The sequence below is a fragment of the Defluviitalea raffinosedens genome (assembly GCF_016908775.1).
GTDB classification, from domain to species: domain Bacteria; phylum Bacillota; class Clostridia; order Lachnospirales; family Defluviitaleaceae; genus Defluviitalea; species Defluviitalea raffinosedens.
Genome location: NZ_JAFBEP010000014.1, coordinates 54,292 through 77,447, shown reverse-complemented (window position 1 = coordinate 77,447; position 23,156 = coordinate 54,292). Strand labels below are relative to the sequence as shown.

Here is a 23,156-nt window from a genome sequence, read left to right as displayed (position 1 = left end):
TTTTCTCATAAAGTACTGAAAAATAAGCCAGTCCTTGCTTCAGGGATAGGTGTAACCATTGGTGCAGTCATCATGGTAGTAGGGTATACCCTTGGGAAAATCTATGTCTACAGCACTTTCGAATATGTCATGGTAAAACTTCCGTACGAAATAGCTCAGGGGGCAGTTGGTGCAGTATTCGGAATGTTATTATGTTGGAGATGCGGTATTCATAAACTGTTTAACCATATGATCAATAGTAAAGTCTGATGTGTGCTTCTGAAAAAGTTCAAAATGATGATCATAACGCATACATGACATATCCGGCATCCATTTCCTTTGAAAGAAAACTTAATCTTCATCAATTTATTAATATTAATTTAATCCAAAAGAAGGGATTTCGCCTCTGGACAGAAAATACTGCTCACAAGGTAAAATCCCTTTTTTAAAGCTTATCACACACTTATTAAGTTGGTCTTAGGCAAAAGAACTACGTCTTAACATAATTTATATTTCCACATCAACTTCAGCAAATGAAATGGCCCTTCCCCCTACTTTGACACCAGTAATGCTTTGTTTCCTTGTTTCCAATTCTATAATGATTTCTGAAGGCTTATTCATTGAATAGCCTTGCTCTATGATCAAATGAGTTGCTTCTTCCCTGCTAATTTCGCCATACTCAAATAGATAACTGGCTAAAGCACCATTCGAAGTACCTGTTGCAGACTCCTCGGAAATACCATACAGCGGTGCAAAATTTCGAGTATGTGCATGTGATTCCCCCAAAGTCTCAAGGGTAAAAAGATGTAAACCAATAGCGTTATATTTTTGACTGACTGCCGCGATCTTCTGAAAATCAGGTTTGATGGCACTTAATGTTTCAAGGTTGCTTATTGGTACTATAATATCTCTTAGTCCTGTAGACACTATTTGCGTTGGCAACTCCTCAATCATATCATTCAAGGAAATATTCAGAGAATCAGCTATTTCTTCTTTACTAACTATTTCGAAGAACTGCGGTATATTTTGATTCATCATGATAGTATGATCCTTTTTTACCTCTACTTGAAGAACACCCGCCTTAGTTTCCTGAGTATACTTATCTGGAAGAATACGCCCCTGCTCTGCCATTGTATGGAACGTAGCAATGGTTGCATGTCCACAGAGATCTACCTCTTCTTGGGGAGTAAAAAACCGTACTTTAAAATCAGCTCCTTCAGATTTGCTCACAAAAGCTGTTTCGCTATATCCAATGATTTTGGCAATCTTCTTCATATCTCTCTCTTTTAGACCATCTGCATCCAGTACGACACCTGCTGCATTTCCACCTTGGACAGTCTTCGCAAATGAATTAACCTGAAATACTTTTATTTTCATAATTTTATCCTCCTCAAATCAAAGTCAATACTATTCTCCTATCTCTCCATCATTCATTATAGTGACTTTCTTCAAAAAATTATAATCAACTGTAATTATAAAGTCCATATACAACAATATTTTACGTTAGAACTATATATTTCTTAGTCTTCTATATATTCCATAAGAAAGTATATTGATAATTTAAAATATCCTAATCCATTTTCAGAACAGTAATTATTAAATCCCTTATTACACATATCAACATTCTTCTTAACCTAATTTTTTCTTTTCCTCTTCAATTATTCTCTGGTCAAGCCTTTCAAAGAGTATGGAAATATCTGATATCTTCAATCCTTCTTGGACATATTGGGGCTTCCATTCATTCTTAAGGTTAAGCCAATGGATTATTTTTTCTGAAGAAAACGGTAAAAAAGGTTGCAATAATACAGCTAAATTTGCAATAATCTGAACGCAATTATTGAGCGCCTTATCGCATAGTTCTTTGTCAGCAAGTCTGGTCTTCCAGGGCTCCCTTGAATCATAATACTTGTTACCAAATCGAACAAAATCAAAAATACTCTCAAGGGCATCCTTAAAGTGACCATCCTCAATATTTTTACTAACTTCTAAATAGATATTGTCTATTCTATTTTTTATTTCATCCTCTACTGTTCCTTTCGGAATTGTGCCATCGTTATATTTAACGATGAAAGCCAATGTTCTATTTACAAAATTTCCATAGGATCCTAATAACTCATTATTATTTCTTTCTACAAATTCTCTCCATGAAAAATCTGTATCTCTTTTTTCAGGGCCATTGGCCATAAAGAAGTATCTTATAGAATCTGGATTATATTTCTCTACGATATCTTTCATCCATATCGCCCAATTCTGACTTGTTGAAATTTTTCTTCCTTCCAATGTCAAGTATTCACTGGAAATAATATCGTCAGGCAAATGTAAATTCACACCATGAGCCAACAATAAAGCTGGCAATATAATAGTATGAAAGGGAATATTATCTTTTCCATGGACATAATAGTGTGTCGTGCCTTGTCTCCCCATAAATCCTTGAACTGAATTCCTCGCCTTTCGGCAGCTACCTTACTGACAGATAAATAACCAAGTACATTTTCAGCCCATATATATATTTTTTTATCTTCGTATCCCTTTTTTGGGACATCTATTCCCCAGTCAAGATTTCGCATGATGGCTCTGTCTCTTAAACCTTCATCTATATATCTTTTAGTAAACGCAATTGCATTTTTTCTCCAGTGTGTTTTTGATGAAAGATAACTGAGTAATTGGGGTTCAAGTTTGGATATTGCAATATAAAGCTGGTTAGTTTCCAAAAAGTCTATTGGGTTACCACATTCTGAACAGACAGGTTTAATGACAGTTTCAGATTCTAAAATCATTCCACAATGATCACATTGATCTCCCCTTGTCTCTTTCCCACACTTTGGGCAAATTCCTTTAACCAAACGGTCTGTCAAAGTCTTTTGACAATGCTTACAAAAAGCCTATGCTGCCCGAAACATAAAAGACTTGATCTCCTTTTAAGCGATAATATCTTGCAAGAACATCTCCAGGCAGTAAAGCTGCCACGTGACCAATGTGAAGTGAACCATTAGCATAAGGCCAAGCGCCTCCAATTAGAATCCTTTTCATGATCATCCCTCTTTCATCTAATATTATTTGTATTTATATCTAAAAATTTTTAATATAAAAAAGCCCTCACCCCTGAATATTAACCTTCAGGGACGAGAGCTGCACTTCGTGTTACCACCCTAATTCATTCATTTCTCGCGAAATAAACCTCTTCAAGTACGGGTAATTATACTTACCGATACTCTATCTCTGTAACGGGAGATACCGTCGTAGCCTAAAAGTAAACATAATATAATTTATTAAATTATTTATCATAAAATTTAGATCATGTCAATTATACATTTCAATAAGCATGCAACTTTTTTAATAAAGTTCTGATGAGCCTGTATATAGATTTCACGTGGAATATAGGCTCATAGTTATTACATGTATAATGTCTAAAAACTATACCTTTAATAGCTTCTCTTTTTCGATAAAAATATGAAAATTTCCCTTTAGAATTCATCTTAACTATATTTTTCATTTTTCAGAATAAATCCACTGATCATGGCCGTCAACGGAGAAATCAAAACCAATCCAATACATCCAATAAATGTATGAAGGATTTCTGCAGCTATGGATTTTGAATTTAAGATATTCAATATCGGTGTACCTTGTGCCATATATACCATCATAATCGATAAATAGCTTCCCATGTATGCAAATAAAAGGGTTGTGGTTTGACTGCCTACCACAGATTTTCCAATATTCATCCCTGACTGAATCAAGTCAGTCCTCTTAACATTAGGGCTATTCATTGTAATCTCTTCTAATGCAGAGGATATATCCACAGCAAGATCCATTATGGCGCCTGAACTGGCAAGATATATTCCTGCCTGGAAAACAGAAGTTAAGTCAAGATCTAAAAAACCAGCATAAAGCAATGATTCCGACCAGGGCATAACTGCCCCATGAATATTAAAGTAAGCTCCAAATATAATCGCCAGAACACATGTAATAATGGAACAGATGATAGAACTAATAATAGCAGCATAAGCCTTTTTCGTAAAACCTGTTACCAGAAATATCGTTATAACAGTTAAAATATTCCCTACGATCAAAGCTGTTAATATGGGATTATACCCCCTTAACATATATGGAATGAGTATTTTCCATATACTTAATAATGCAAAGGCAAAAGATAACAACGTGCGAATTCCCGTATACCCTGAAAATATGATTATAACTATTGCAAAAAATCCTATTAGTACCAGCTCTTTATCTAATCGATAATGGTCGATCATATTTGCAAAATTTATTTTTCCATTTTCATCAAAACCAATCAGTGCCCAGGCTTTATCTCCTTCAGCAAAAAGCTTGTCTGCCTCTAAACTTCCTGTAAGCATATTGTTTGCCACTATAACTTCACCTTTATGACTGCCAGTCTCAATTTCTATTGTTGTCTTTTGATCGCCCTGTTTGAAAAGCCCGGTATTGTGTACTGTTGAATAATCTACTGACAGTACTTTAGCCTTTACTCCTTCTGTATAATGGTACTGCTGTTGATCAAATCCTGTTGGCAATAGAATCAGTATTACTAATAAAATCAGCAGTGAAAATATAAATACAGTTTCTTTTCTATTCTGTTTTCCTATCCTTTGATTCAAAACTTATACTCCTTTCATGCGCATCCTGCCCGGAAGAATTTTTTATGTAATAAAAAAGACTGGTAAAACCCAGCCTTCTAATATTTTTATTTTACAAAATTACTTAAGTCCAGTGACAGCAACCAACTTATAATATATTTCCGTATTGTCATATGCACCATTGAATAATTCTGCTCCCACCCCTGTAGCATATACTGGTACTGGAACGCCTGTATGAGAATATGAAGTCCAACCTATTCCGGCTTTGTTATTTAAAATATGAGTTAATGTCACCGTTAATGGATTATAGTCACCATATAATCTATAGAATTCTTCATCGTTGGATTGTTCTTCTGCCATCGTTGCATCAAAAGCCTTCTTTAACCTTTCTACTTCACTGTCTGACAGTTCAAGTGTCATATATGAATCTTTGCCCTCACCATCTATGTATTCATCTTTTAATCCGAAAGCTTGAGTAATTACCGGCATGATTTCTTCAAATGTCAAGTCTGGATTCTTTTCAATTATACTGTTAAGTTTTTCATCAAATGCGACATAGGACATTTTTTGATGTTTTAATATTTCTAATGCCACATCGTAACCAGTAGTTGCCTGCCCGATCGTCATACCACCTGTTTCATGGTCCCCTGTTACGATAATTAATGTTTCATCAGGATGTGCTTTTGCAAAATCAATAGCTGCTTGAATAGCATCTGCAAATGCTAAAACTTCAACAATATTCGTCTTTGCATCATTCGCGTGACCAACCCAGTCAATCTTTCCTGACTCAACCATCATAAAAAATCCTTTATCATTATCCAATACATCGATACCCTTTTTAACGAAGTCAGCAAGGGTTAAGTCTCCTTCTTTATGGTCAATGGCATATGGCATTGCACCATCATCCTGAATTACAGGAGTAACGGCATATACTTTGCCTGAATTGTTGTTTAATGCCAATATATCTTTTTTGGTCTTTACAATTTTATATCCCTTTTCTTTCAAAATTTCATAAACATCTTTTTGATCCTTATTGCTGCCTGTAGGTTGTTTAATGGTTCCTCCCCCAAAATAATCAAACTCTGAGTCTGCCATTTGTAACGCAATATCATAATAGCTATTTCTTGATGGAACATGGGCATAATATGCAGCAGGTGTCGCATGGTTAATCGTAACTGTTGATACGATACCGATCTTCATTCCTTTTTCTTCTTTAAGTCTTTCTGCAATTGTTTTCGGAACATTCTTTGTATCCACGTTTTCAGCTTTATTTCCTGAAACATTCCCAACTGGTCTTAAACCGATCGTACCACTCCATGTTTTGAATCCCGAGGAAAGAGCAGTAGCTGTGGAAGCTGAATCCGGTGCAAATGAAGTCGCATCATGAGTAGTCTGATAGCCTACTGCTTCAAAATCTTGAAAATTAAGAGTCCCCAGTCTAAGATTATTGTGTTTGTTGGTTCCCATGTAAATCTGAGCAGAATTCACCTGCACAGCAGACATTCCATCCCCTATGAACATAAAAATGTACTTAGGAGATTGCACGTCAGATTTAACGCTTTGAACCAGATGCTCAGTCCTGACTGTTTTGTCATGCTGCATCAGCAGACTTACATGATTTTGCGCCCTACATCCCGTTACAATCAAAGTCACCACGGTCAGAAAAAGTATAGCTGATAATAATCTCTTAAACATATCATACCTCCTAAATGTATTAGTCATTTCACACCTGTAAATATACAGGAGGTATGTTAAATCCCAATTATATAAAAGTAAACGATAAGTAAACTATAGGTTAATCCTTTGTTAGGCTAATCCTTTCTTAAACTGGCAATATCTCTGATAGCGTAATATAGTATTTCTGCCCTGGAAACTTGCTTGAAAGAAGAAAAATGTCTGATCTGTTAACTTATACCACTAATCCATCTGGTATTTTATCTGGATATATAATATTTAATTCTTCTGATTATTTTAATATTACCAAAATGATGATATTATTTCAGGCATCAAAAGAAAAGGAGAGATGTGTCAATGATACAAACACAATCCAAAAAAATGACTACAATACGATTAACAGCCACCGCCATATTTATGGCCATGAATATTGCCCTGAGTTCTTTTGGAGTTCCTGTTCCTGGCGGACATCTTTATCTATGTGATGTTGTGATCTGTCTTGCAGCAATCCTGCTTAACCCTTTTGAAGCCTTTGTTGTTGGAGGAGTCGGATCTTTTCTGGGGGATCTGCTCTTTTATCCGGCTCCAATGTTTGTCTCACTGGTTACCCACGGACTTCAGGCTGCTGTTATATCCTTATTTTCTCATAAAGTACTGAAAAATAAGCCAGTCCTTGCTTCAGGGATAGGTGTAACCATTGGTGCAGTCATCATGGTAGTAGGGTATACCCTTGGAAAAATCTATGTCTACAGCACTTTCGAATATGCCATGGTAAAACTTCCGTACGAAATAGCTCAGGGGGCAGTTGGTGCAGTATTCGGAATGTTATTGTGCTGGAAATTTGGGATTCATAAATTGTTTGACACAATGATTAATCATAAATCTAACTATTCTGCAAGAATATAAAAGAAAGGGATTTTGAGCAAAATCCCTTTCTTTTTGAGCTTTTTAAATTGAGAGTAGTGCTCAATTGACAATGAAAACTTTCACGATGCATCAATCTTTACATTAAGTAAACTAGTCTTAATAATCCCAATATCAGAAGATGCAGCGGGTAAAATACATAAAAGAACCATTTGGAAAATGTTTTGCCTTTTTCCATGCGTTTGCCGTTATAAAGGTAGATGATTACAATTCCAGAAAGAGCCATTCCTGCCATGGCTCCTAATGCATAAATAATACTTTTACCCAATGGAAATTTCACGATTCCTTCCGAAAAGTAATAAAGTGCAAATAGAATACAGGAAATAACATAGGTCCTCTTTACACGTCTTTTGGAATCCTTCGCCCGTGCAAACATCAATGTAAAAAAAGGTGCAAGCAATCCCCAGTCACTGATACAAGAAAGCAATATCAGCCCTGTTATAGCAAGCCTTCTTAAAAATTTATTGTCAATCCTTTCAATGGAAAGAAGAATCAAAAAGCACAGCAATAATGTAAACATCATATTCATTCCGTAAAAACCTATGATACCATCTTTAGTAAAAGCTAAACAAAATGGAATCTCGGAAATCATAGCAAAAACCGCCAATCTACATGCATATTTCTTCTTCGAACGGGTATACTGGTACCCTTCCACAAGAAAATAACACATTGTAATGGCTGTAAAATATCCGATGTCCAGAAAAAATTCCGACAAAAAACTTCCCCGCTCCATAAAAACATGTGAAATATGATTTAAAAGCATGGTAAACATAGCTATGTATTTGATGACATCTCTATTCCAGATATTATTCTTGGCATTTACATTTAATTCTACCGTTTCCGTATTCACTTACATATACCTCCAATAGTTAATTTCTATTCCTTACATAATTCATCAACTAACTACTCTAATTTATTTTTTCAGTGATTCTTATTATAAAAAATTTTGCACCTTTCACCTGTTATATTGAGATGACCTTTTCTTACATATAAACATATAAAATAATCTTGAAAAATTTATACAAAATACATTAAAATATCAAATACAGTTTAATATTACACATATTTAATAACATGTTGCATCATATTTTAGAGGTGATATTTATGAAACAAAGAGAAATATCATTTTTTCTCCTTATAATGTTATGTTTATTAATACCAACAGGATGTAACGGCCAAGCAAAGAACGTATCAATTGATGGACTAAAACCTGGAACTTATATTTCTGGCGATGATAATGCTTTCGAAATTGACCAGGCTAAACTTTTCTTAGGCGAAAATGGTGAATTCACATTAAGTCGAAATCTCTTGGATAGTAAGATTTTTGTCGGTACATACACAGTCGAGAACGATACTTTGACCCTCCATGAAAATAGCGGAAATGTCTATTTGTTTAAAATAAAGGATGGTCAATTAATATTCCAAAAAGAATCTTCTTCTGATTTATCTTTGGATAGTCAGTTGAACTTTCATTTAAAAGAAGAATAACTTTTTGAGAAAAGACTTCTTCCTTTCACATGGACGGGGTCTTTTTTAATTCTTATGATGTTCCCGACATTCCTCACATTTACCGTGATAAATACATTTTTCTTCTTACAGGGACATTCACTATTTACCATATTTACTCTCTCCTCACTCTCCTAATCCTATATTTTACCATTCTTATATATTCCCTTATACCATCTTCTTCCTCCTGCCGATAAGTAAAGTCAAAATGTGTCGCTACTGTCAATGCCAATGTATGGAATAAATTACACATCGTATTAACTACTGCCCAATTGCTACGTTATTCAGGCACCACCAGAAGTTATTCCATCTTGTACTCTGGCTGCCTGTATCCAACAGCTGCCTGTTTACAAGGATAAACTACACAATCACCTCCATCAAAGAATTTAATTGACACAATGATAACACATTATTAGGTAAATGATACCAATCAGGGGTATTGTAGTCAATAAAATTTAAAAATATTGCTTTTATGTTATAACCCTTATTCTATTTAGGCTTTGTAATTCTTTCACAATTTAATTCATATTATTCATATATATTTTAATAAAAAATAATTGACAAATTTATGAAAACATGGTACTTTAATCATTACATATTATTCATATATGATTTTATTAAATTAAAAGGGGGGTCTATGAATAGGAAATATGTAAATTATCGCCACTTAAACAGTAGAAATAAGCATAAAATCTGTGACTCCAGATAGAGATCCATATAATGAATACACAAATAATCTATAAATTAAAGAAAGGAGAAATGAATATGTCAAGAAGACAATTAGTACTCGACGCTTTTAACAACAAACCAGTAGAAAGGGTTCCTGTTGGATTTTGGTTCCATTTTACAAATAGCGATGAATGGGCAGAAGGAGTAAAAAATCCAGCCATCATCCAAAAAAATATTGATGGTCACAATAAGTTTGTCTCAGAATTTAGACCCGACTTTGTCAAACTCATGAGTGATGGCTTTTTTCAATATCCTAATCCAATTTTATTAAATACAGAAAATGTAGAAAAGTTCTTTGAGCTAGAACCCATCGGACCAGATCACCCATGGATTGTAAAACAAGTGGAACTGGTTAAAACCTTAACAGATTCTTTTGGAAATGAAGTTCTTACATTTTACAATGTATTTGCTCCTGCAACTTTTTTTAAAATCCTGTTCGGCAATAATGGAAACAAGGTTTTGGCTGATTTGATATTGGAAAACAAAGATGCTGTCAAACACGCATTAAACACTATCGCAAAGGATCTGTCCACCTTGGCTCAGAAAGTCATCAGTGAAGGAAATGCTGACGGAATTTACTTAAGTGTTCAAAACGTTCAAGATTCCCGCATCAGTCCCGAGCTATATAAAGAAGTCATTGCTCCCAGTGAGCTCCTTGTCCTGGAAAGCGCAAACAAAATCAGTGAAAATAATATCCTGCACATTTGCGGATATGAAGGAAGTCGCAATGATTTAAATCTTTATGTAGATTATGATGCAAAGATCATCAACTGGGCTGTCAATGTAGAAGGCATAAGCCTGGCGGAAGGCAAAAAATTGTTTGGTGGAAGGGCAATTATTGGTGGTTTTGATAACACAGCAAACGGAATCTTGTATAAAGGAAGCCAGGAAGAAATTGAAGCGTTTACAGAAAAACTACTTAGAGAAGCAGGTAAAACCGGCATTGTATTAGGAGCCGATTGCACTGTTCCCAGCGATATTGATTTAAATCGTTTGCATTGGGTTAGAAACAAAGCTCAAAGCCTATCAGCTGAATTATAAAATAAATCAAAATTAAGAAGGAGGAATGAGTAATGAGTTTGTTACGTAAAATAATCGTCCTTTCAATGGTTCTGGCACTATCTGCAGCATCAGTTGCCTGCTCAAAATCTAATCCCACATCTTCTGACTCATCGTCTGCTCTATTAAATACAGCAACTTCGGATTCATCTGAAGAAGTTACAGAAATACGGGTCGCTCATACTCAAACTTATGTACCCTATGATTATGTAAATGATCAAGGTGAATCCGACGGTTTTGAGGTTCAGGTATTAAAAGCAGTTGATGAACTACTCCCCCAATATAAATTTACTTTTGTACCAACCTCAGATGACGATTTGCTCATTGGTGTCGAATCAGGGAAATACCAGGTGGGTGTAAAAGGTGCATGGTTCACCGAAGAACGTGCAAAGAAATATATTTATCCCAAAAACTATATTGCTGCAAGTATCATAGGCCTTACCTTCAGGGCTGAGGATTCTGACAAGATTAAGGATATGGAGTCTTTTGCCAGATTCAGCGGAAAACTTGTTCCGATTGCACCACAAAATGCTCAATGGAATATCGTGGAAGAATACAATAAAACCCATCCTGATAATCAAGTAAATCTGGTAGCATCAGAAAACTTCAATATTTCCGATGCCTACACATGGGTTCTTGAAGGCAGATATGATGCATATTTTGACATCAAATTGAGTTATGAAAATAATGTTCTGGCGGATAACGCTCCATATAAAGATCTTGCCAACAAACTTGCCTATGTACCATACAAGGCTATTCCAACATATCCTTTGTTCAACAAAAACGTTCAGGATTTAGCCGATGCCTATGATAAGGCCATCGAACAGCTCACAAAGGAAGGAAAAATCGCTGAATTATCTCAGAAGTACTTTAACGAAGACATCTTCCAATATATTTCCGAATGATTTTTATAGTAAAGGAGGCAAATTACTATGAGACCTTTTAAACCCTTGTTTATTTTGGAAGTTTTTTTCGATTTGCTTCCTTTCTTACCGGTGACGCTTTTGATCCTTGCAGGTTCTGTTTTCTTTAGCTCTTTGCTGGGATTAATCCTGGCAAGAGCCAAAATAGCCGGGCGAAAAATCTCAAGACTTCTTTCTAATACCTACATTGCCGTGATGCGATGTACTCCACCCATCGTATTATTGTTTATTGTTTACTATGGATTACCTGAGCTGCTGTTCTCCACCATAGGAGTGGATATCAATTCCATTGAAAAAGGTATATTTGTTCTTGTAACTTTTTCGCTGCTTTTTGGTGCAACTATGTCTGAAATCATGCGTTCAGCCTATGAATCCATTGATAAAGGCCAAAGGGAAGCTGCAGTCAGCATCGGCTTAAGTCCCTTTCAGGCTTTTTACAGGATCGTATTGCCCCAGGCCGTTGCCGTAGCTTTGCCCAATTTCAGCAATCTATTAATCAACCTTATGAAAGATGGCTCTCTGGCTTTTACGATCGGATTGATTGATATAATGGGAAAAGGATCATTAATCATTTCAGAAAACTTTGGTTCCTACGCTCTGGAAACATATATTGCCCTGGCATTGATATACTGGGGACTTACCTTGATGATTGAAAGGTCCTTTAATATGCTGGAGAAATCTCTTTCTAAAGGTAAAAAGAGTATCGCTGGATAGGAGGTGTACCTTATGGAATTAAATATCGAATATCTGATTGATACCTTTTTTCTGGCCCTCACTGGTGTTCCTGCAACTTTAAGTATTACTGCTGTAGCTCTTCTCGTGTCAGCTCCAATTGCATTTTTCATGGCTATTTCTAAAATTTACAATATAAAAATTATAAAGCAAGTAGTAACCGGATATGTTTCTTTTATCCGAGGTACACCAATCGTTTTGCAGATTCTGATCATTTACAGCTTACTACCAAGTCTGTTTAATGCAATCGTTAAAAATATGGGATGGAATATCAACATTTTTGACATGAATCCAATCATATATGCATATATAGTGTTTTCATTAAACACCTGTGCCGGTCTTTCTGAAATATTCCGTTCAGCACTTCTGACTGTAAACAAAGGTCAATTGGAAGCCGCTCTTTCTATCGGTATGTCTCCTGTACAGGCTTATATCAGGATCATAATACCACAGGCTCTGGTTTCGGCTATACCCAATGTCTGTAACCTTACAATCAATTTGATCAAAGGTACTTCCCTGGCATTCATGATGACCGTAAAAGAAGTGACAGCCATCGCAAAAATTGAGGCTTCCTACGGATATAACTATATTGAGTCTTATCTTGATATTCTGTTCATTTATATTATCTTATGTTCCATCATCCAGCTTCTTTTTGCATTGGTTGAAAAACACTTTGTTTCCTATCGAGCCTTTTCAGGATCCGCAGCTAAAGCCATTTAACGAATAGACTCGTTGATAAAAAAATAAAGGCTGGGAGGTGAATTATGTTAGAATTAATCAATATCCATAAAGCTTTTAAAAATAATGCAGTTCTAAAAGGTGTCAATATCAAGGTTAAAAAAGGGGATGTCGTTGTTATTCTGGGCCCTAGTGGTTCGGGAAAGACCACACTGCTTCGCTGTATCAACTTTCTCGAACGTGCAGATAAAGGAGAAATCATCTTTGATGACTTGCATGTAAACATTAACAACGCGTCCTCCAGTGAAATTTCAAAGATTCGAAAAAAAACAGCGTTCGTGTTTCAAAACTTTAATTTATTCAATAATAAAACCGCCCTTGAAAATGTTACAGAAGGTTTGATTGTAGCGCGGAAAGTTCCCAAAGCCGAAGCTATTGAAATCGCCAGAAAAGCTTTGAGTAAAGTGGGACTTTCAAACCGGGAAAATTATTATCCTTCGATGCTTTCAGGGGGACAGCAGCAACGTGTTGCTATTGCGAGAGCTATTGCCGTCAATCCGGATGTAATACTTTTTGATGAACCCACTTCTGCCCTTGACCCCGAATTGACCGGTGAAGTACTTAGCGTTATGAAACAGTTGGCCCGGGAAGGTATAACCATGGTCGTAGTGACTCACGAAATGTCCTTTGCCAGGGATGTTGCAAATCATATCGTGTTCATGGACGGCGGGATTATTATTGAAGAAGGTCCGCCTGAAGAGATTTTCTTAAATCCCCGCGAGGAAAGAACAAAGCAGTTTTTGAGCCGAATCCTGCCTCCGGTAGAAGACTACGCCATTTAACAGTTTTGCCTTATAAGTTCTTGTTTTTCTTTATCGCAGTCCTCATAGTATCTAATCATAAACACCTATAAAATGATACGATAATCCCTCTTAAGCAGAAGATAGAATTAACTAAAATTTGCTTAAGAGGAATTTTTATGCCTAATGAGCAGTAAAAAGGCCCTGCATGTGCAGGGCAATATAGCATCGTTATTCTATTAAATTTTTATATACTGTTTGAATCATCGTTATAAAACTTGCCATACCACCTATGAGATTTGATATAGGCTCCGCCCAGAACACTCCCAGAACCCCTACAGAAGGGATTTTAGGAAGTAGGATGGTGAGCGGAACAACAATAATAATTTTTCTAAAAATTGAAAAGAACACAGCATGCTTGGCACGACCCAGGGCTACGAAAGTTGACTGCGCAGAAAATTGAAAAGTCATAAATATATAGCCTAAAAAGTATATCATTAGAGGCATTTTTCCAATTTTAATGATATATGCGTCACTGCTGAAAAAATGTAGATAAACGGTAGGAAACAATAAAGTAGAAATCCAGAAAATTCCTGTGTAACACAGGGCTACAAAAGCGGTAAATTTTATACCTTCTTTTACTCGTACATATTCTTTCGCTCCATAATTATAACTTAATACCGGCTGTGAACCGCTAGTGATTCCGTTAATGGGAAGACTGCTTATCTCACGAACTGAATTGAAAATGGTCATAATGGCAATATATGTATCCCCACCGTATACTGAAAGGGTTGCATTACATACCGACTGCACTGCACTATTGGTAACTCCCATGATAAATCCTGGCATACCTAGAGTCAAAATGCTTTTTAAAAGTTCACTATGAACTGTAAAACGGAAGGGATTGAATTTAAGTTCCATATCCTTCTTACTTAAATAGAAGAGGACCCATAGGGCAGAACATAACTGACTCCATACGGTTGCAATTGCAGCGCCTTTAACACCCATGTTAAAACCAAATATCAAAATAGGATCAAGGATTAAATTGATAACCGCTCCTATTATTGTAGTGAACATTCCAATTCGAGGATAGCCCTGTAAGCTAATAAAAATATTCATACCTGTACCAATTGCAAAGAACAAGGTTCCTGTTAAATAAATATTTAAGTATTCAACAGCATAACCATAAGTAACATCACTGGCACCCAATAGATACAATAAAGGTTTCTTTACAAAGAAAATGATTATTGCAATACTAATACTGATGATCACCAGAAGAGAATAGGCTGTTGTAAGTATTTTGCCTGCCTTTTTGGTATCTCTGTTCCCACGGGACATGGAGCATAATGGAGCAGCTCCGGTGAAAACCAGATTAACAAAGGAAGAAATAAGTGTAATGATGGGAAAACAAAGTCCAAGCCCTGTAAGGGCAACACCTGCATCTGCCCCTGGCATGTGACCTATATATATTCGATCAACAATGTTATAAAGTAGCTGAACAAACTGAGCAAGAGTCAGGGGAATTGCCTGGCTTAGAATGTTTTTCCTTACACTTCCTTCTGCAAAATTACCGTGACTTACAGTGTTAGTCATCAACATCACCTCAGTCTTAATATATACTAATTTACGTCAAAATAAAGCGCCTTACTTAAAGAGAATCTCTCTAAGTAAGGCTCTATTGTTTTATGCTGCTTACTGCTTTGCTAAATTACAGATAATCTCAACACATGCATCGATTCCTAATTTAGAGGTATTAAAGCTGATATCATAATAATCGGCTACGCCAAATTCTGTATTGGTATAATAAGTACAGTATTTTCTTCTCATTTTATCAATGGCACGGATTTGCTCACTGATCTTGTGCTCCGTTGCATCAGGCATTTTAGCTTTCATGCGGTTAAGACGCCAATAAAAATCAGCATGTACAAATACATGAAGGGCGTGATCATATTCTTTTAAAATAGCATTGGCATTCCGCCCAACAATAACACAATTGCCCTTTTCAGCTATGGCTTTAATAACCCGTTGTTGAGCATCAAAAAGCTTTTCGCTGAGCGGTCTGTTATAAAAATCAAAAAGGCTCTGGGCAAATCCAAAGTCTCTGGGAACCCTCTCATCCCATTTTAGCAAACTTTCTACATCCACCTGGGATTCTTTTGCAGCTTTTAAAATCAACTCTTTGTCATAATGATCATAATTTAGAGCCTGTGCTACCTTACGGCCAATTTCTCCTCCACCGGCTCCAAACTCACGGCTAATTGTAATAATCTTTTTCATCATGCATCCTCCCTAACGGTTTATAAAACTTTATTTAGGAAATCAATCGTTCTGGGTTCTTTTGGATTCACAAGAATTTCTTGTGGAGGTCCCTGTTCTACAATATAGCCACCATCCATAAAGACAATTCGATCTGCAACTTCTTTTGCAAAGCCTATTTCATGGGTTACCACAACCATGGTCATCCCCTCTGCTGCCAGCTCTTTCATAACAGCCAAAACTTCTCCTACCATTTCAGGATCCAGTGCAGACGTAGGTTCATCAAAAAGCATGATATCAGGATTCATAGCCAGAGATCTTGCAATCGCTATACGCTGCTTCTGTCCCCCTGAAAGTTGAGATGGATATGCATCTGCTTTTGAATCCAGTCCAACACGTCTTAATAACTGCATACCTTTGTCTTTAGCCTCTGCCTTAGTCATAATTTTTAACTCTACCGGCGCAAGCATGATATTCTCCAAGACAGTTTTATGAGGGAAAAGATTGAAGTGCTGGAACACCATGCCGATGTTTTCGCGCACTTTATTAATATCTGTATGCTTGTCTGTAATATCCTTTCCATCAACAATGATGGTACCAGCCGTAGCAACCTCCAGACGATTAAGGCAGCGAAGGAAAGTAGATTTTCCGCTTCCGGAAGGGCCTAATAAAACAACCACTTCACCTTCATAAATATCAATGCTGATGTCTTTTAAAACTTCCAATTTTCCAAAATTTTTCTTCAGATTTTCAACATGTATTTTAATTTTTCTATCTGCCACGGTTAATCCTCCTTTCAATCCTCTTGGCAACCTTACTGAGTGTAACAATAACAACCATATACATAATACCAACAATTGTCCAGGTTTCTAAACTCTTAAAGGTATTGCCGCTGATGGTTTTACCCATATTGGTTAATTCAGGGAATCCAATGACAGAAAGAATGGAGGTATCTTTTAATGTAATAATAAACTGATTGATAATAGAGGGAATCATTGTACGAATGGCTTGTGGCAGCACTACCAGGCGCATACTTTTTGCATAACTTAAGCCAAGGCTTCTACTAGCCTCCATCTGTCCTTTGTCCACACTCTCAATACCTGCACGAATAATCTCAGCCATATAAGCACCACAGTTCATAGCCAGGGCAATAGTACCTGCCTGAAGGGCTGACAGTCTGAAATCCTGCACACCCATCATTTTAACCCCAGCTGGTACACCAAAGTAAATAAAGTAAGCCAAAACAATCAAAGGAACCCCTCGAACTCCGTCAACATATGCCGTACCAATTAAATTAAAAACTCGATTTTTCCCAACATTCATCAGCGAAAAAATCAGACCGATGATCATGGCAAAAAACAATGACAACAAAGTAAGCAGCAAAGTTTTTCCCAGTGCCTGCATCAACATGTAACCGTACTTTTCAATAATCATAATCATCTGTAATCACCCCTGTTATTATCCCACAATTGTAAATAGTAAAAAACGTGAGATACCTGCAACAGTTTCTCACGTTCATAGTCACCTTAGTATACGACTATTTTAAATACTTATTAATGATCTCATCGTATTTTCCGTTTGCTTTAATGTTTGCAAGTCCGGCATTAAACATATCCAGTAATTCTTGATTTTTTGCATCCATAATAGCGAAACCATAAGGAGCCCCTTCACTTTCCATTCCTTCAGGAATCATAAGTGGTAAACCACCTTCTTTTATAGATGCCGCCATAATTGGAGTATCTTCTACACAGGCTGCACTGTTTCCAAGAATTACATCCTGATACATAGTAGGTGAATCTTCAAAAACAGTTACTGTAAATCCGTATTGATCTTTTAAACTGTTTGCAAAATCAGCACCAGCTGTACCATTTTTAACTGCAACGTTCTTTCCTTTAAGGTCTTCAAAGCTCTTAATGTCGCTGCCTTCAGCCACAACAAATGTCTGAGTCGCATTGAAATATCCATCAGAGAAAATCCATCCAGATTCAATACGTTCCTTCTTAATGGTTGCTCCTGCAATAAGACCGTCTGCCTGTCCTGCCTGAACTGCTGCAACTGCTGCATCCCATCCAAGGCTTTGCAATTCATACTTAAATCCTTGATCTTCTGCAATAGCTGCTAATAAATCCACGTCAATTCCTACAAATTCATTGTTTTCATTGGTGTATTCAAAAGGTTTGAATACGGTGTCTGTTGCGATAATCCATACTTTATCGCTATTTGAACTGCTGGTATCTTGACTAGACTCCTGTGTTGCTTCTGACGGAGTAGAAGATGATTGATCCTTTGAGTTGTTAATTTGAAAAACACATCCTGTTAGTACCACACTACTGAGTAAAACTGTCGATAAAATGAAAGTCAAAATTTTCTTCATACTCATTCTCCTTAATGTAAAATTTTATTTTTAGAATATGACTATGTTTCACTGGGCATGTTAAAAACCCTTTCGTTAACACTATAGTCGATATTATAATATAATCCGATTTATATTGTCAATTTATATAATTATAAAATTATATATTTTAGATTGCAAAACTCTATATCTTGCAAGGTTTTTTATTTTCTGAATTTTTTGTTTTTTAAATCACAAAGAATTTTTACAGTTTGATACATAGAAATTTCGTAAAAATTTCCTATGTAAAAAGTAAAAAGGAATGCTGTTTTTTGGCCGCACTCCTTTTTGAAACATCCATCACTCCATTAATATTAGACTGAGTCTATGCGTTATTTATTCGACCACCAATACCTGGTCTCCAGCTTGCACATTTCCCTTATGGATTAAATTTATGTTTTTAAAATGATCGGTATTTGTAATAATTACTGGAGTGATCACTGAATATCCTGCTTCGGTAATAAATTTTTTATCAAATGAAGCGATCAAATCACCCTTCTTAAGGATATCACCTGCTTCGACTTTCACATCGAACCCTTCGCCTTTTAACTTGACTGTATCAATTCCTATATGAATAAGCAATTCCACATTACCACTGACCAATCCTATGGCATGTTTTGTGTTGAAAACAGTTACAACTTTACAATCAAAGGGTGCTACAACCTTTCCATCCGATGGCTCAACAGCAAATCCTTGTCCCATCATGCTTTCTGAGAAGACTCCATCACCAACATCTTTTAATTCCACTACCTTGCCAGTTACAGGCGAACAAATAACTGTCTGCCCTGTATGATCTCTTTTATGATTGATTTCTTCTACAGCTCTGGTTTCATCAGGAACTTTATTCTGAACAGGTTTGGATGAGCTGTTACCAGCCAGATAGTCATCAAGATTTGACTTGATCACGGTTACTCTGGGTCCATAGATGACCTGAACACCATTTCCTTTTTTAACAATTCCTGAAGCACCTGTAGATTTTAAGACATTTTCTTTTACTTTATTGCTGTCAAATACTGTTACTCTTAATCTTGTGGCACATGCATCCACATCGCTGATATTGTCCTTTCCGCCAAGTCCTTCTGTAATAACAGCAGATAATTCATCCTTGTTGTCAGTCTGATTAACTTTCTCTGCGCTTTTTTTGCTTTCATAGTCGGCCCTGTTATATAGTTTGGTTTCAACGTGATCCTCTTCTCTGCCAGGTGTTTTTAAATTGAACTTTTTAATTAAAAAGCTAAATACAAAATAATAAACTATAAAATAGATAATCCCTACCGGAATGATCCTAAGCCACGAAGTCTTCGCATTTCCCTGCAAAATACCAAACAGGAACAAATCTATAAATCCACCGGAAAAAGTTAAACCCACAGCAATATTAAGAGCATGGGCAATCGCATAAGCCAGTCCTGCAAAAACAGCACTAATCCCAAACAATATTGGAGCTACGAATAAAAACGAAAATTCTATAGGCTCTGTGATACCAGTCATTATTGACGTTAAGGATGCTGAAAGCAATAAACCATAAACTTCTTTCCTTTTTTCAGGTCGTGCGCAGCGATACATGGCGTAAGCAGCACCAGGAAAGCCGAATATATAAAGAATAAACTCCCCACTGAAAAATCTGGTAGCCAAAGTTGAAAAATGTGTCGTCGCAGGATCGGCCAATTGGGCGAAAAAAATGTTTTGAGCGCCTTCAACTACATTTCCTGCAATCTCCATCGTACCTCCAATGGCAGTTTGCCAAAATGGCATATAAAAAACATGGTGCAAACCAAAAGGGATAAGAAGTCTTTTAATCAATCCAAAGAAAAACGTTCCTACGACACCTGTAGTTGCTACAAGACCGCCTAATTGATTAATGCCTATTTGCACTGGCTGCCAGATGTAAAACATTAATATACCTACAAAAGTGTAAACAATCGTACCTATGATGGGTACAAATCTGGTTCCCTGGAAGAAAGCAAAAGCCGCAGGCAATTCAATCTTATAGTATCTGTTATGCAAGGCTGCAATACCAAGTCCAACGATAATTCCTCCAAAAACCCCCATCTGTAAAGAAGTCATTCCTAAAACAGAAGCCGTTGCACCACTCATAAAAGCTTCCGCCCCCCCATATATAACAATCATACCGCTTACCGCAGCATGCATTACAAAGAAAGCAATCATAGCAGCCAATGCAGCTACTTCTTTTTCCCTTTTAGCCATTCCAATCGCTACCCCTACAGCAAAAATCAGGGGCAAGTTGTCAAAGATAATACTGCCGCATTGACTTAAGATCGTCATAATATTATATATAACCGTTCCAGGTCCCATAAAACCGATTAAATTATAGGTCTCCAATGTCGTAACGTTCGTCAGGGATGCACCTAAGCCAAGCAATAATCCAGCTACCGGCAAAACAGCTACTGGTAGCATGAATGAACGTCCTACCCTTTGCAATACGCTAAATGCTTTATCTTTCATCTCTTCACCCGCCTCCTATATGGCATACCATTCTTTTACTTTATAGAATTCAAGTTTTATTATTTACAGAATAGTAAATACATATGCAAAAATATCCTTCCGGTGTATTTTACAAAAAATAACTACATCACACATATAAGGTGAAAAATCTGGCCACTCCCAAGCAAGACAAATTTCCTATTCACAAGAAAGAGTTTCACAAACACACTTCTCACGCCGAGCGCGGTCGACAAAGTCGACTAAATACAATATGCGCAAGTGTGCTTTCTGCCCGGAGGACTTTTTATTACAATAAAAAACTGCAAAACCTATCAAAAGTCTTGCAGTAAATACAAAAATAATCTTACGCTTCTTTTTCCTGAAAAAGTTCTATTTGCTCTCCCAAAGGTCCGGTGCAAAATGCAATTCGGGCATACAGCTTAGGTTCTGATGGTAAAATAATATCTTTCGGTGGTATAAAAACATCATATCCGGCTTTTTGCACAGAATCTGCTATGGCATCAACATCTGACACAGCAAGTGAAAAATGTCTGATTGCTCCCTGGTCCTTTATCCCTGGGCCATTACAGAAAATTTCTACTAAGCCATTGTCTGTATCAAACATAATACCTTCATTCCAGGTTCTCACAATTTTCAGATTTAATACCTTTCTATAAAATGTCTTTGCAGCCTCAAATTCTTCAGTAGTGCATTTAAGTGACACATGATGTATTCCTTTAATCACAGGTTTTTCATACACCATCTCAATGCATTTCCACGTTTCGTCCAATATATGGTATACTTTGGGCTCATCCTTTTTATTTTCCTTAAATCCCACGGATGTGTAACAATAATATGCTTGAGGATTATTTTCAAATACACCTAATGAGAGTTTTTGGGCTCCATATATTTCAAGAGCATATTTCATTCCCAGCTGAAGCATTTGCTTTCCATAACCTTTTCCTCTTTTATCTGGATTCAAGATTATAAAACCAAATCTTAATTCATCTGTTTTGTCTCCAGGCTGCCTTAATATAAAAAATCCTGCTGGTCCATCTTCATCAACTGCCACGAACGGAAAAAATGTCTCATTTTCAATTCTCTCAGAAACAGCATCGTTCATGCGTTCCGCCGTTATTGGAAATGCACCAAGCAGTCCAGCAGTCCATTTATAAAAATCTCTTTCCTCTTTGCACCAGGTCACTATGTGTTTGGCGTCCTCTTTCCTGTATGGCCTTAGTCTTAACATATTATTCCTTCTTTCTTTTATAAATGTGATTTGACTTATACATTTTTTGAAATACACTATGTTTCGCTGGATCATTACGAACATCATATCGCTGTGTCATGAACAGCCCGGTATTCAATACAGTAAATGCTGGCTCTAGCCGATTTACTTAAATTATAATTCATAAATAGTCTGCTGTTAAGTCATTTGAAATGTGTTTGCCAATTCTATTCTGCTTTCAATTAAAAACGCCAATCACTAAAAAGTAATTGGCGTTTTTAATTTATGGCCTATGCTATTTTTTATATTTTCTCAACCGGTATCCAAATTTCACTATAATAATCCTCTGGATTCCCTTCAGGTATAGTATACATTTCAACATTATAGTTGCCCGCAAGCTTATATTCCCTGCAACTTGGCAGCCACTCACTCCAGATTCTTGTATTGACATCTTGCAATGGTTTTGGCAATGGACCTCTACACGGGAATACCGCCCATGTCCCAGCTGGAATCACTCTGGTTTCATAGCCTTCAGGAATTTCATTCCATGGCAAGTAATTATCCGCAATCATGTAGTCAAATTTTTTCCATCATTATCCATGCAGATGCCGTACATTCCGCAAACCACTTTGCTTTCTTCGCTCTGCAAATGCTCCTGCCAGAACTTTGGAATCTCGTCATAGGAAGTGTCTGTGTTAAAGCTCCTTATCCTGCCCATAACTGTAAATTGTGCCTTTTCAACAATTTTGTACTCCAACATTGTACCGCCCTCCAATATTAATTTTATTTTAAGTGGTGCAAATAATTTCAGATTTGCACCCTTTAATTTAGCTGTCGAAGGAGGAATGCCATGAAATTTGGTGAATGCACGGGTAAAACTGTCAGGAGAATCATAACCATACTTTACTGCAACATCAATTACTTTGACGTCTGCTTTGGAAAGCTCTTGCGCTGCAAGGCTAAGTCTTCTGTTTCGTATATATTCTCCTACTGTAAACCCGCACAGGGCATTAAATATTTTCTGAAAATAAAACGCTGAAACACAGGCTTTTTCTGCTATTTCGTGAATATTGAGTTCCTCTGTCAGATGATCCTCAATGTATTCAATTGCCCTCTGAATACCCTCTATCCATCCAAGCATACACATCCCCCTCTCCGACTGTACTTTTATTATAATTTTCAACTGAGGGCCATACCCGACTTTTTATGCAATTTACTGCAAGTTTTATTGCTCAGTAT

At 36.6% G+C, this 23,156-nt stretch carries 24 protein-coding genes and 1 pseudogene; 8 read left to right on the top strand and 17 right to left on the bottom strand.

The features are described from left to right. Positions 1–249: hypothetical protein (locus JOD07_RS10590; RefSeq protein ID WP_330636265.1), on the top strand; the 249-nt coding region annotated here is incomplete at its 5' end. Positions 250–486: 237 nt separating this feature from the next. On the opposite strand, the gene JOD07_RS10585 is transcribed toward JOD07_RS10590, so the two are convergent. The 6 genes from JOD07_RS10585 to JOD07_RS10570 all read right to left on the bottom strand — a co-directional run bounded on the left by JOD07_RS10585 (position 487) and on the right by JOD07_RS10570 (position 6,269). After that, positions 487–1,356 (bottom strand): PhzF family phenazine biosynthesis protein, encoded by an 870-nt coding sequence (locus JOD07_RS10585; protein WP_204613921.1) that lies wholly within the window; start codon positions 1,354–1,356, stop codon positions 487–489. Positions 1,357–1,608: 252 nt separating this feature from the next. Continuing rightward, the gene (locus JOD07_RS15860) at positions 1,609–2,403 is read right to left on the bottom strand and encodes a class I tRNA ligase family protein (protein WP_330636264.1); all 795 of its coding nucleotides are present in this window, start codon (positions 2,401–2,403) and stop codon (positions 1,609–1,611) included. Continuing rightward, entirely contained in the window at positions 2,304–2,834 is a 531-nt protein-coding gene (locus JOD07_RS15855) for a class I tRNA ligase family protein (protein WP_330636263.1), read from the bottom strand. Before JOD07_RS15855 ends, JOD07_RS15860 begins: the two co-directional genes overlap by 100 nt. A 16-nt stretch (positions 2,835–2,850) precedes the next feature. Then, positions 2,851–3,009 (bottom strand): class I tRNA ligase family protein, encoded by a 159-nt coding sequence (locus tag JOD07_RS15850; protein ID WP_330576635.1) that lies wholly within the window; start codon positions 3,007–3,009, stop codon positions 2,851–2,853. Between the two features lie 446 nt (positions 3,010–3,455). Beyond that, a complete protein-coding gene (locus tag JOD07_RS10575) occupies positions 3,456–4,595 on the bottom strand; it encodes a YibE/F family protein (RefSeq protein WP_207756924.1) in 1,140 nt (379 codons plus the stop codon). Positions 4,596–4,694: 99 nt separating this feature from the next. Beyond that, positions 4,695–6,269, bottom strand: coding sequence for an alkaline phosphatase (locus JOD07_RS10570; RefSeq protein WP_158741863.1), 1,575 nt, complete (start codon positions 6,267–6,269; stop codon positions 4,695–4,697). A 336-nt stretch (positions 6,270–6,605) separates the two neighbouring features. Between JOD07_RS10570 and JOD07_RS10565 the strand changes: the two genes are divergently transcribed. Next, on the top strand, positions 6,606–7,154 hold the full coding sequence (locus tag JOD07_RS10565; protein WP_204613919.1) for an ECF transporter S component: 549 nt from the start codon (positions 6,606–6,608) through the stop codon (positions 7,152–7,154). Positions 7,155–7,251: 97 nt separating this feature from the next. On the opposite strand, the gene JOD07_RS10560 is transcribed toward JOD07_RS10565, so the two are convergent. Continuing rightward, positions 7,252–8,022 (bottom strand): TraX family protein, encoded by a 771-nt coding sequence (locus tag JOD07_RS10560; protein ID WP_330636261.1) that lies wholly within the window; start codon positions 8,020–8,022, stop codon positions 7,252–7,254. 254 nt (positions 8,023–8,276) lie between these two features. On the opposite strand from JOD07_RS10560, the gene JOD07_RS10555 reads away from it, so the two are divergent. Beyond that, positions 8,277–8,660, top strand: coding sequence for a hypothetical protein (locus tag JOD07_RS10555; RefSeq protein WP_204613917.1), 384 nt, complete (start codon positions 8,277–8,279; stop codon positions 8,658–8,660). A 133-nt stretch (positions 8,661–8,793) separates the two neighbouring features. Here JOD07_RS10555 and JOD07_RS16020 read toward each other — a convergent pair. After that, positions 8,794–8,943, bottom strand: a pseudogene (locus JOD07_RS16020) (aminoglycoside 6-adenylyltransferase); the annotation flags it as partial. 500 nt (positions 8,944–9,443) lie between these two features. Between JOD07_RS16020 and JOD07_RS10545 the strand changes: the two are divergent. Genes JOD07_RS10545 through JOD07_RS10525 form a run of 5 tightly spaced genes read left to right on the top strand, consistent with a single transcriptional unit; the run spans position 9,444 to position 13,641 of the window. Then, positions 9,444–10,448 (top strand): uroporphyrinogen decarboxylase family protein, encoded by a 1,005-nt coding sequence (locus JOD07_RS10545; RefSeq protein ID WP_204613915.1) that lies wholly within the window; start codon positions 9,444–9,446, stop codon positions 10,446–10,448. A gap of 32 nt (positions 10,449–10,480) precedes the next feature. Next, a complete protein-coding gene (locus JOD07_RS15475; protein ID WP_158741405.1) occupies positions 10,481–11,371 on the top strand; it encodes a transporter substrate-binding domain-containing protein in 891 nt (296 codons plus the stop codon). Positions 11,372–11,398: 27 nt separating this feature from the next. Then, entirely contained in the window at positions 11,399–12,103 is a 705-nt protein-coding gene (locus JOD07_RS10535; protein ID WP_158741406.1) for an amino acid ABC transporter permease, read from the top strand. A 12-nt stretch (positions 12,104–12,115) separates the two neighbouring features. After that, a complete protein-coding gene (locus tag JOD07_RS10530; protein WP_158741407.1) occupies positions 12,116–12,841 on the top strand; it encodes an amino acid ABC transporter permease in 726 nt (241 codons plus the stop codon). A 44-nt stretch (positions 12,842–12,885) separates the two neighbouring features. After that, positions 12,886–13,641 (top strand): amino acid ABC transporter ATP-binding protein, encoded by a 756-nt coding sequence (locus JOD07_RS10525; protein ID WP_158741408.1) that lies wholly within the window; start codon positions 12,886–12,888, stop codon positions 13,639–13,641. A gap of 189 nt (positions 13,642–13,830) precedes the next feature. Here the strand turns inward: JOD07_RS10525 and JOD07_RS10520 are convergent, their stop codons facing one another. The 9 genes from JOD07_RS10520 to JOD07_RS10480 all read right to left on the bottom strand — a co-directional run bounded on the left by JOD07_RS10520 (position 13,831) and on the right by JOD07_RS10480 (position 23,058). Further along, positions 13,831–15,192 carry an MATE family efflux transporter gene (locus JOD07_RS10520; RefSeq protein ID WP_158741409.1) on the bottom strand — a complete coding sequence of 454 codons (1,362 nt, stop codon included), beginning with the start codon at positions 15,190–15,192 and terminating at the stop codon, positions 13,831–13,833. Positions 15,193–15,291: 99 nt separating this feature from the next. Then, entirely contained in the window at positions 15,292–15,876 is a 585-nt protein-coding gene (locus JOD07_RS10515) for a cytidylate kinase-like family protein (protein WP_158741410.1), read from the bottom strand. Between the two features lie 20 nt (positions 15,877–15,896). Further along, positions 15,897–16,637, bottom strand: coding sequence for an amino acid ABC transporter ATP-binding protein (locus JOD07_RS10510; protein WP_158741411.1), 741 nt, complete (start codon positions 16,635–16,637; stop codon positions 15,897–15,899). Beyond that, positions 16,627–17,295, bottom strand: coding sequence for an amino acid ABC transporter permease (locus JOD07_RS10505; protein WP_158741412.1), 669 nt, complete (start codon positions 17,293–17,295; stop codon positions 16,627–16,629). The genes JOD07_RS10510 and JOD07_RS10505 overlap by 11 nt, the downstream gene beginning before the upstream one ends. 97 nt (positions 17,296–17,392) lie before the next feature. After that, positions 17,393–18,229, bottom strand: a complete 837-nt coding sequence (locus tag JOD07_RS10500) for a transporter substrate-binding domain-containing protein (protein WP_158741413.1) — start codon at positions 18,227–18,229, stop codon at positions 17,393–17,395. 354 nt (positions 18,230–18,583) lie between these two features. After that, on the bottom strand, positions 18,584–20,710 hold the full coding sequence (locus tag JOD07_RS10495; RefSeq protein WP_158741414.1) for a PTS sugar transporter subunit IIABC: 2,127 nt from the start codon (positions 20,708–20,710) through the stop codon (positions 18,584–18,586). A 343-nt stretch (positions 20,711–21,053) separates the two neighbouring features. Further along, positions 21,054–21,938: a GNAT family N-acetyltransferase gene (locus tag JOD07_RS15845; RefSeq protein ID WP_330576595.1), complete on the bottom strand. Its 885-nt coding sequence runs from the start codon at positions 21,936–21,938 to the stop codon at positions 21,054–21,056. A 281-nt stretch (positions 21,939–22,219) separates the two neighbouring features. Continuing rightward, entirely contained in the window at positions 22,220–22,489 is a 270-nt protein-coding gene (locus JOD07_RS15840; RefSeq protein WP_330576596.1) for a GyrI-like domain-containing protein, read from the bottom strand. Beyond that, positions 22,486–23,058, bottom strand: coding sequence for a helix-turn-helix domain-containing protein (locus tag JOD07_RS10480; protein WP_330636260.1), 573 nt, complete (start codon positions 23,056–23,058; stop codon positions 22,486–22,488). Before JOD07_RS10480 ends, JOD07_RS15840 begins: the two co-directional genes overlap by 4 nt. Between the last annotated feature and the right edge of the window lie 98 nt (positions 23,059–23,156).

What these genes read in the sequence shown, in the direction of transcription:
- JOD07_RS10565 (WP_204613919.1), top strand. Translation starts at nt 6,606, where the DNA reads ATGATACAAACACAATCCAAAAAAATGACTACAATACGATTAACAGCC.
- JOD07_RS10505 (WP_158741412.1), bottom strand. Translation starts at nt 17,295, where the DNA reads ATGATTATGATTATTGAAAAGTACGGTTACATGTTGATGCAGGCACTG.
- JOD07_RS10555 (WP_204613917.1), top strand. Translation starts at nt 8,277, where the DNA reads ATGAAACAAAGAGAAATATCATTTTTTCTCCTTATAATGTTATGTTTA.
- JOD07_RS15845 (WP_330576595.1), bottom strand. Translation starts at nt 21,938, where the DNA reads ATGTTAAGACTAAGGCCATACAGGAAAGAGGACGCCAAACACATAGTG.
- JOD07_RS10525 (WP_158741408.1), top strand. Translation starts at nt 12,886, where the DNA reads ATGTTAGAATTAATCAATATCCATAAAGCTTTTAAAAATAATGCAGTT.
- JOD07_RS10495 (WP_158741414.1), bottom strand. Translation starts at nt 20,710, where the DNA reads ATGAAAGATAAAGCATTTAGCGTATTGCAAAGGGTAGGACGTTCATTC.
- JOD07_RS15850 (WP_330576635.1), bottom strand. Translation starts at nt 3,009, where the DNA reads ATGAAAAGGATTCTAATTGGAGGCGCTTGGCCTTATGCTAATGGTTCA.
- JOD07_RS10535 (WP_158741406.1), top strand. Translation starts at nt 11,399, where the DNA reads ATGAGACCTTTTAAACCCTTGTTTATTTTGGAAGTTTTTTTCGATTTG.
- JOD07_RS10530 (WP_158741407.1), top strand. Translation starts at nt 12,116, where the DNA reads ATGGAATTAAATATCGAATATCTGATTGATACCTTTTTTCTGGCCCTC.
- JOD07_RS10585 (WP_204613921.1), bottom strand. Translation starts at nt 1,356, where the DNA reads ATGAAAATAAAAGTATTTCAGGTTAATTCATTTGCGAAGACTGTCCAA.
- JOD07_RS15840 (WP_330576596.1), bottom strand. Translation starts at nt 22,489, where the DNA reads ATGATTGCGGATAATTACTTGCCATGGAATGAAATTCCTGAAGGCTAT.
- JOD07_RS10520 (WP_158741409.1), bottom strand. Translation starts at nt 15,192, where the DNA reads ATGACTAACACTGTAAGTCACGGTAATTTTGCAGAAGGAAGTGTAAGG.
- JOD07_RS10480 (WP_330636260.1), bottom strand. Translation starts at nt 23,058, where the DNA reads ATGCTTGGATGGATAGAGGGTATTCAGAGGGCAATTGAATACATTGAG.
- JOD07_RS10500 (WP_158741413.1), bottom strand. Translation starts at nt 18,229, where the DNA reads ATGAAGAAAATTTTGACTTTCATTTTATCGACAGTTTTACTCAGTAGT.
- JOD07_RS10515 (WP_158741410.1), bottom strand. Translation starts at nt 15,876, where the DNA reads ATGAAAAAGATTATTACAATTAGCCGTGAGTTTGGAGCCGGTGGAGGA.
- JOD07_RS15860 (WP_330636264.1), bottom strand. Translation starts at nt 2,403, where the DNA reads ATGGGGAGACAAGGCACGACACACTATTATGTCCATGGAAAAGATAAT.
- JOD07_RS10570 (WP_158741863.1), bottom strand. Translation starts at nt 6,269, where the DNA reads ATGTTTAAGAGATTATTATCAGCTATACTTTTTCTGACCGTGGTGACT.
- JOD07_RS10545 (WP_204613915.1), top strand. Translation starts at nt 9,444, where the DNA reads ATGTCAAGAAGACAATTAGTACTCGACGCTTTTAACAACAAACCAGTA.
- JOD07_RS15475 (WP_158741405.1), top strand. Translation starts at nt 10,481, where the DNA reads ATGAGTTTGTTACGTAAAATAATCGTCCTTTCAATGGTTCTGGCACTA.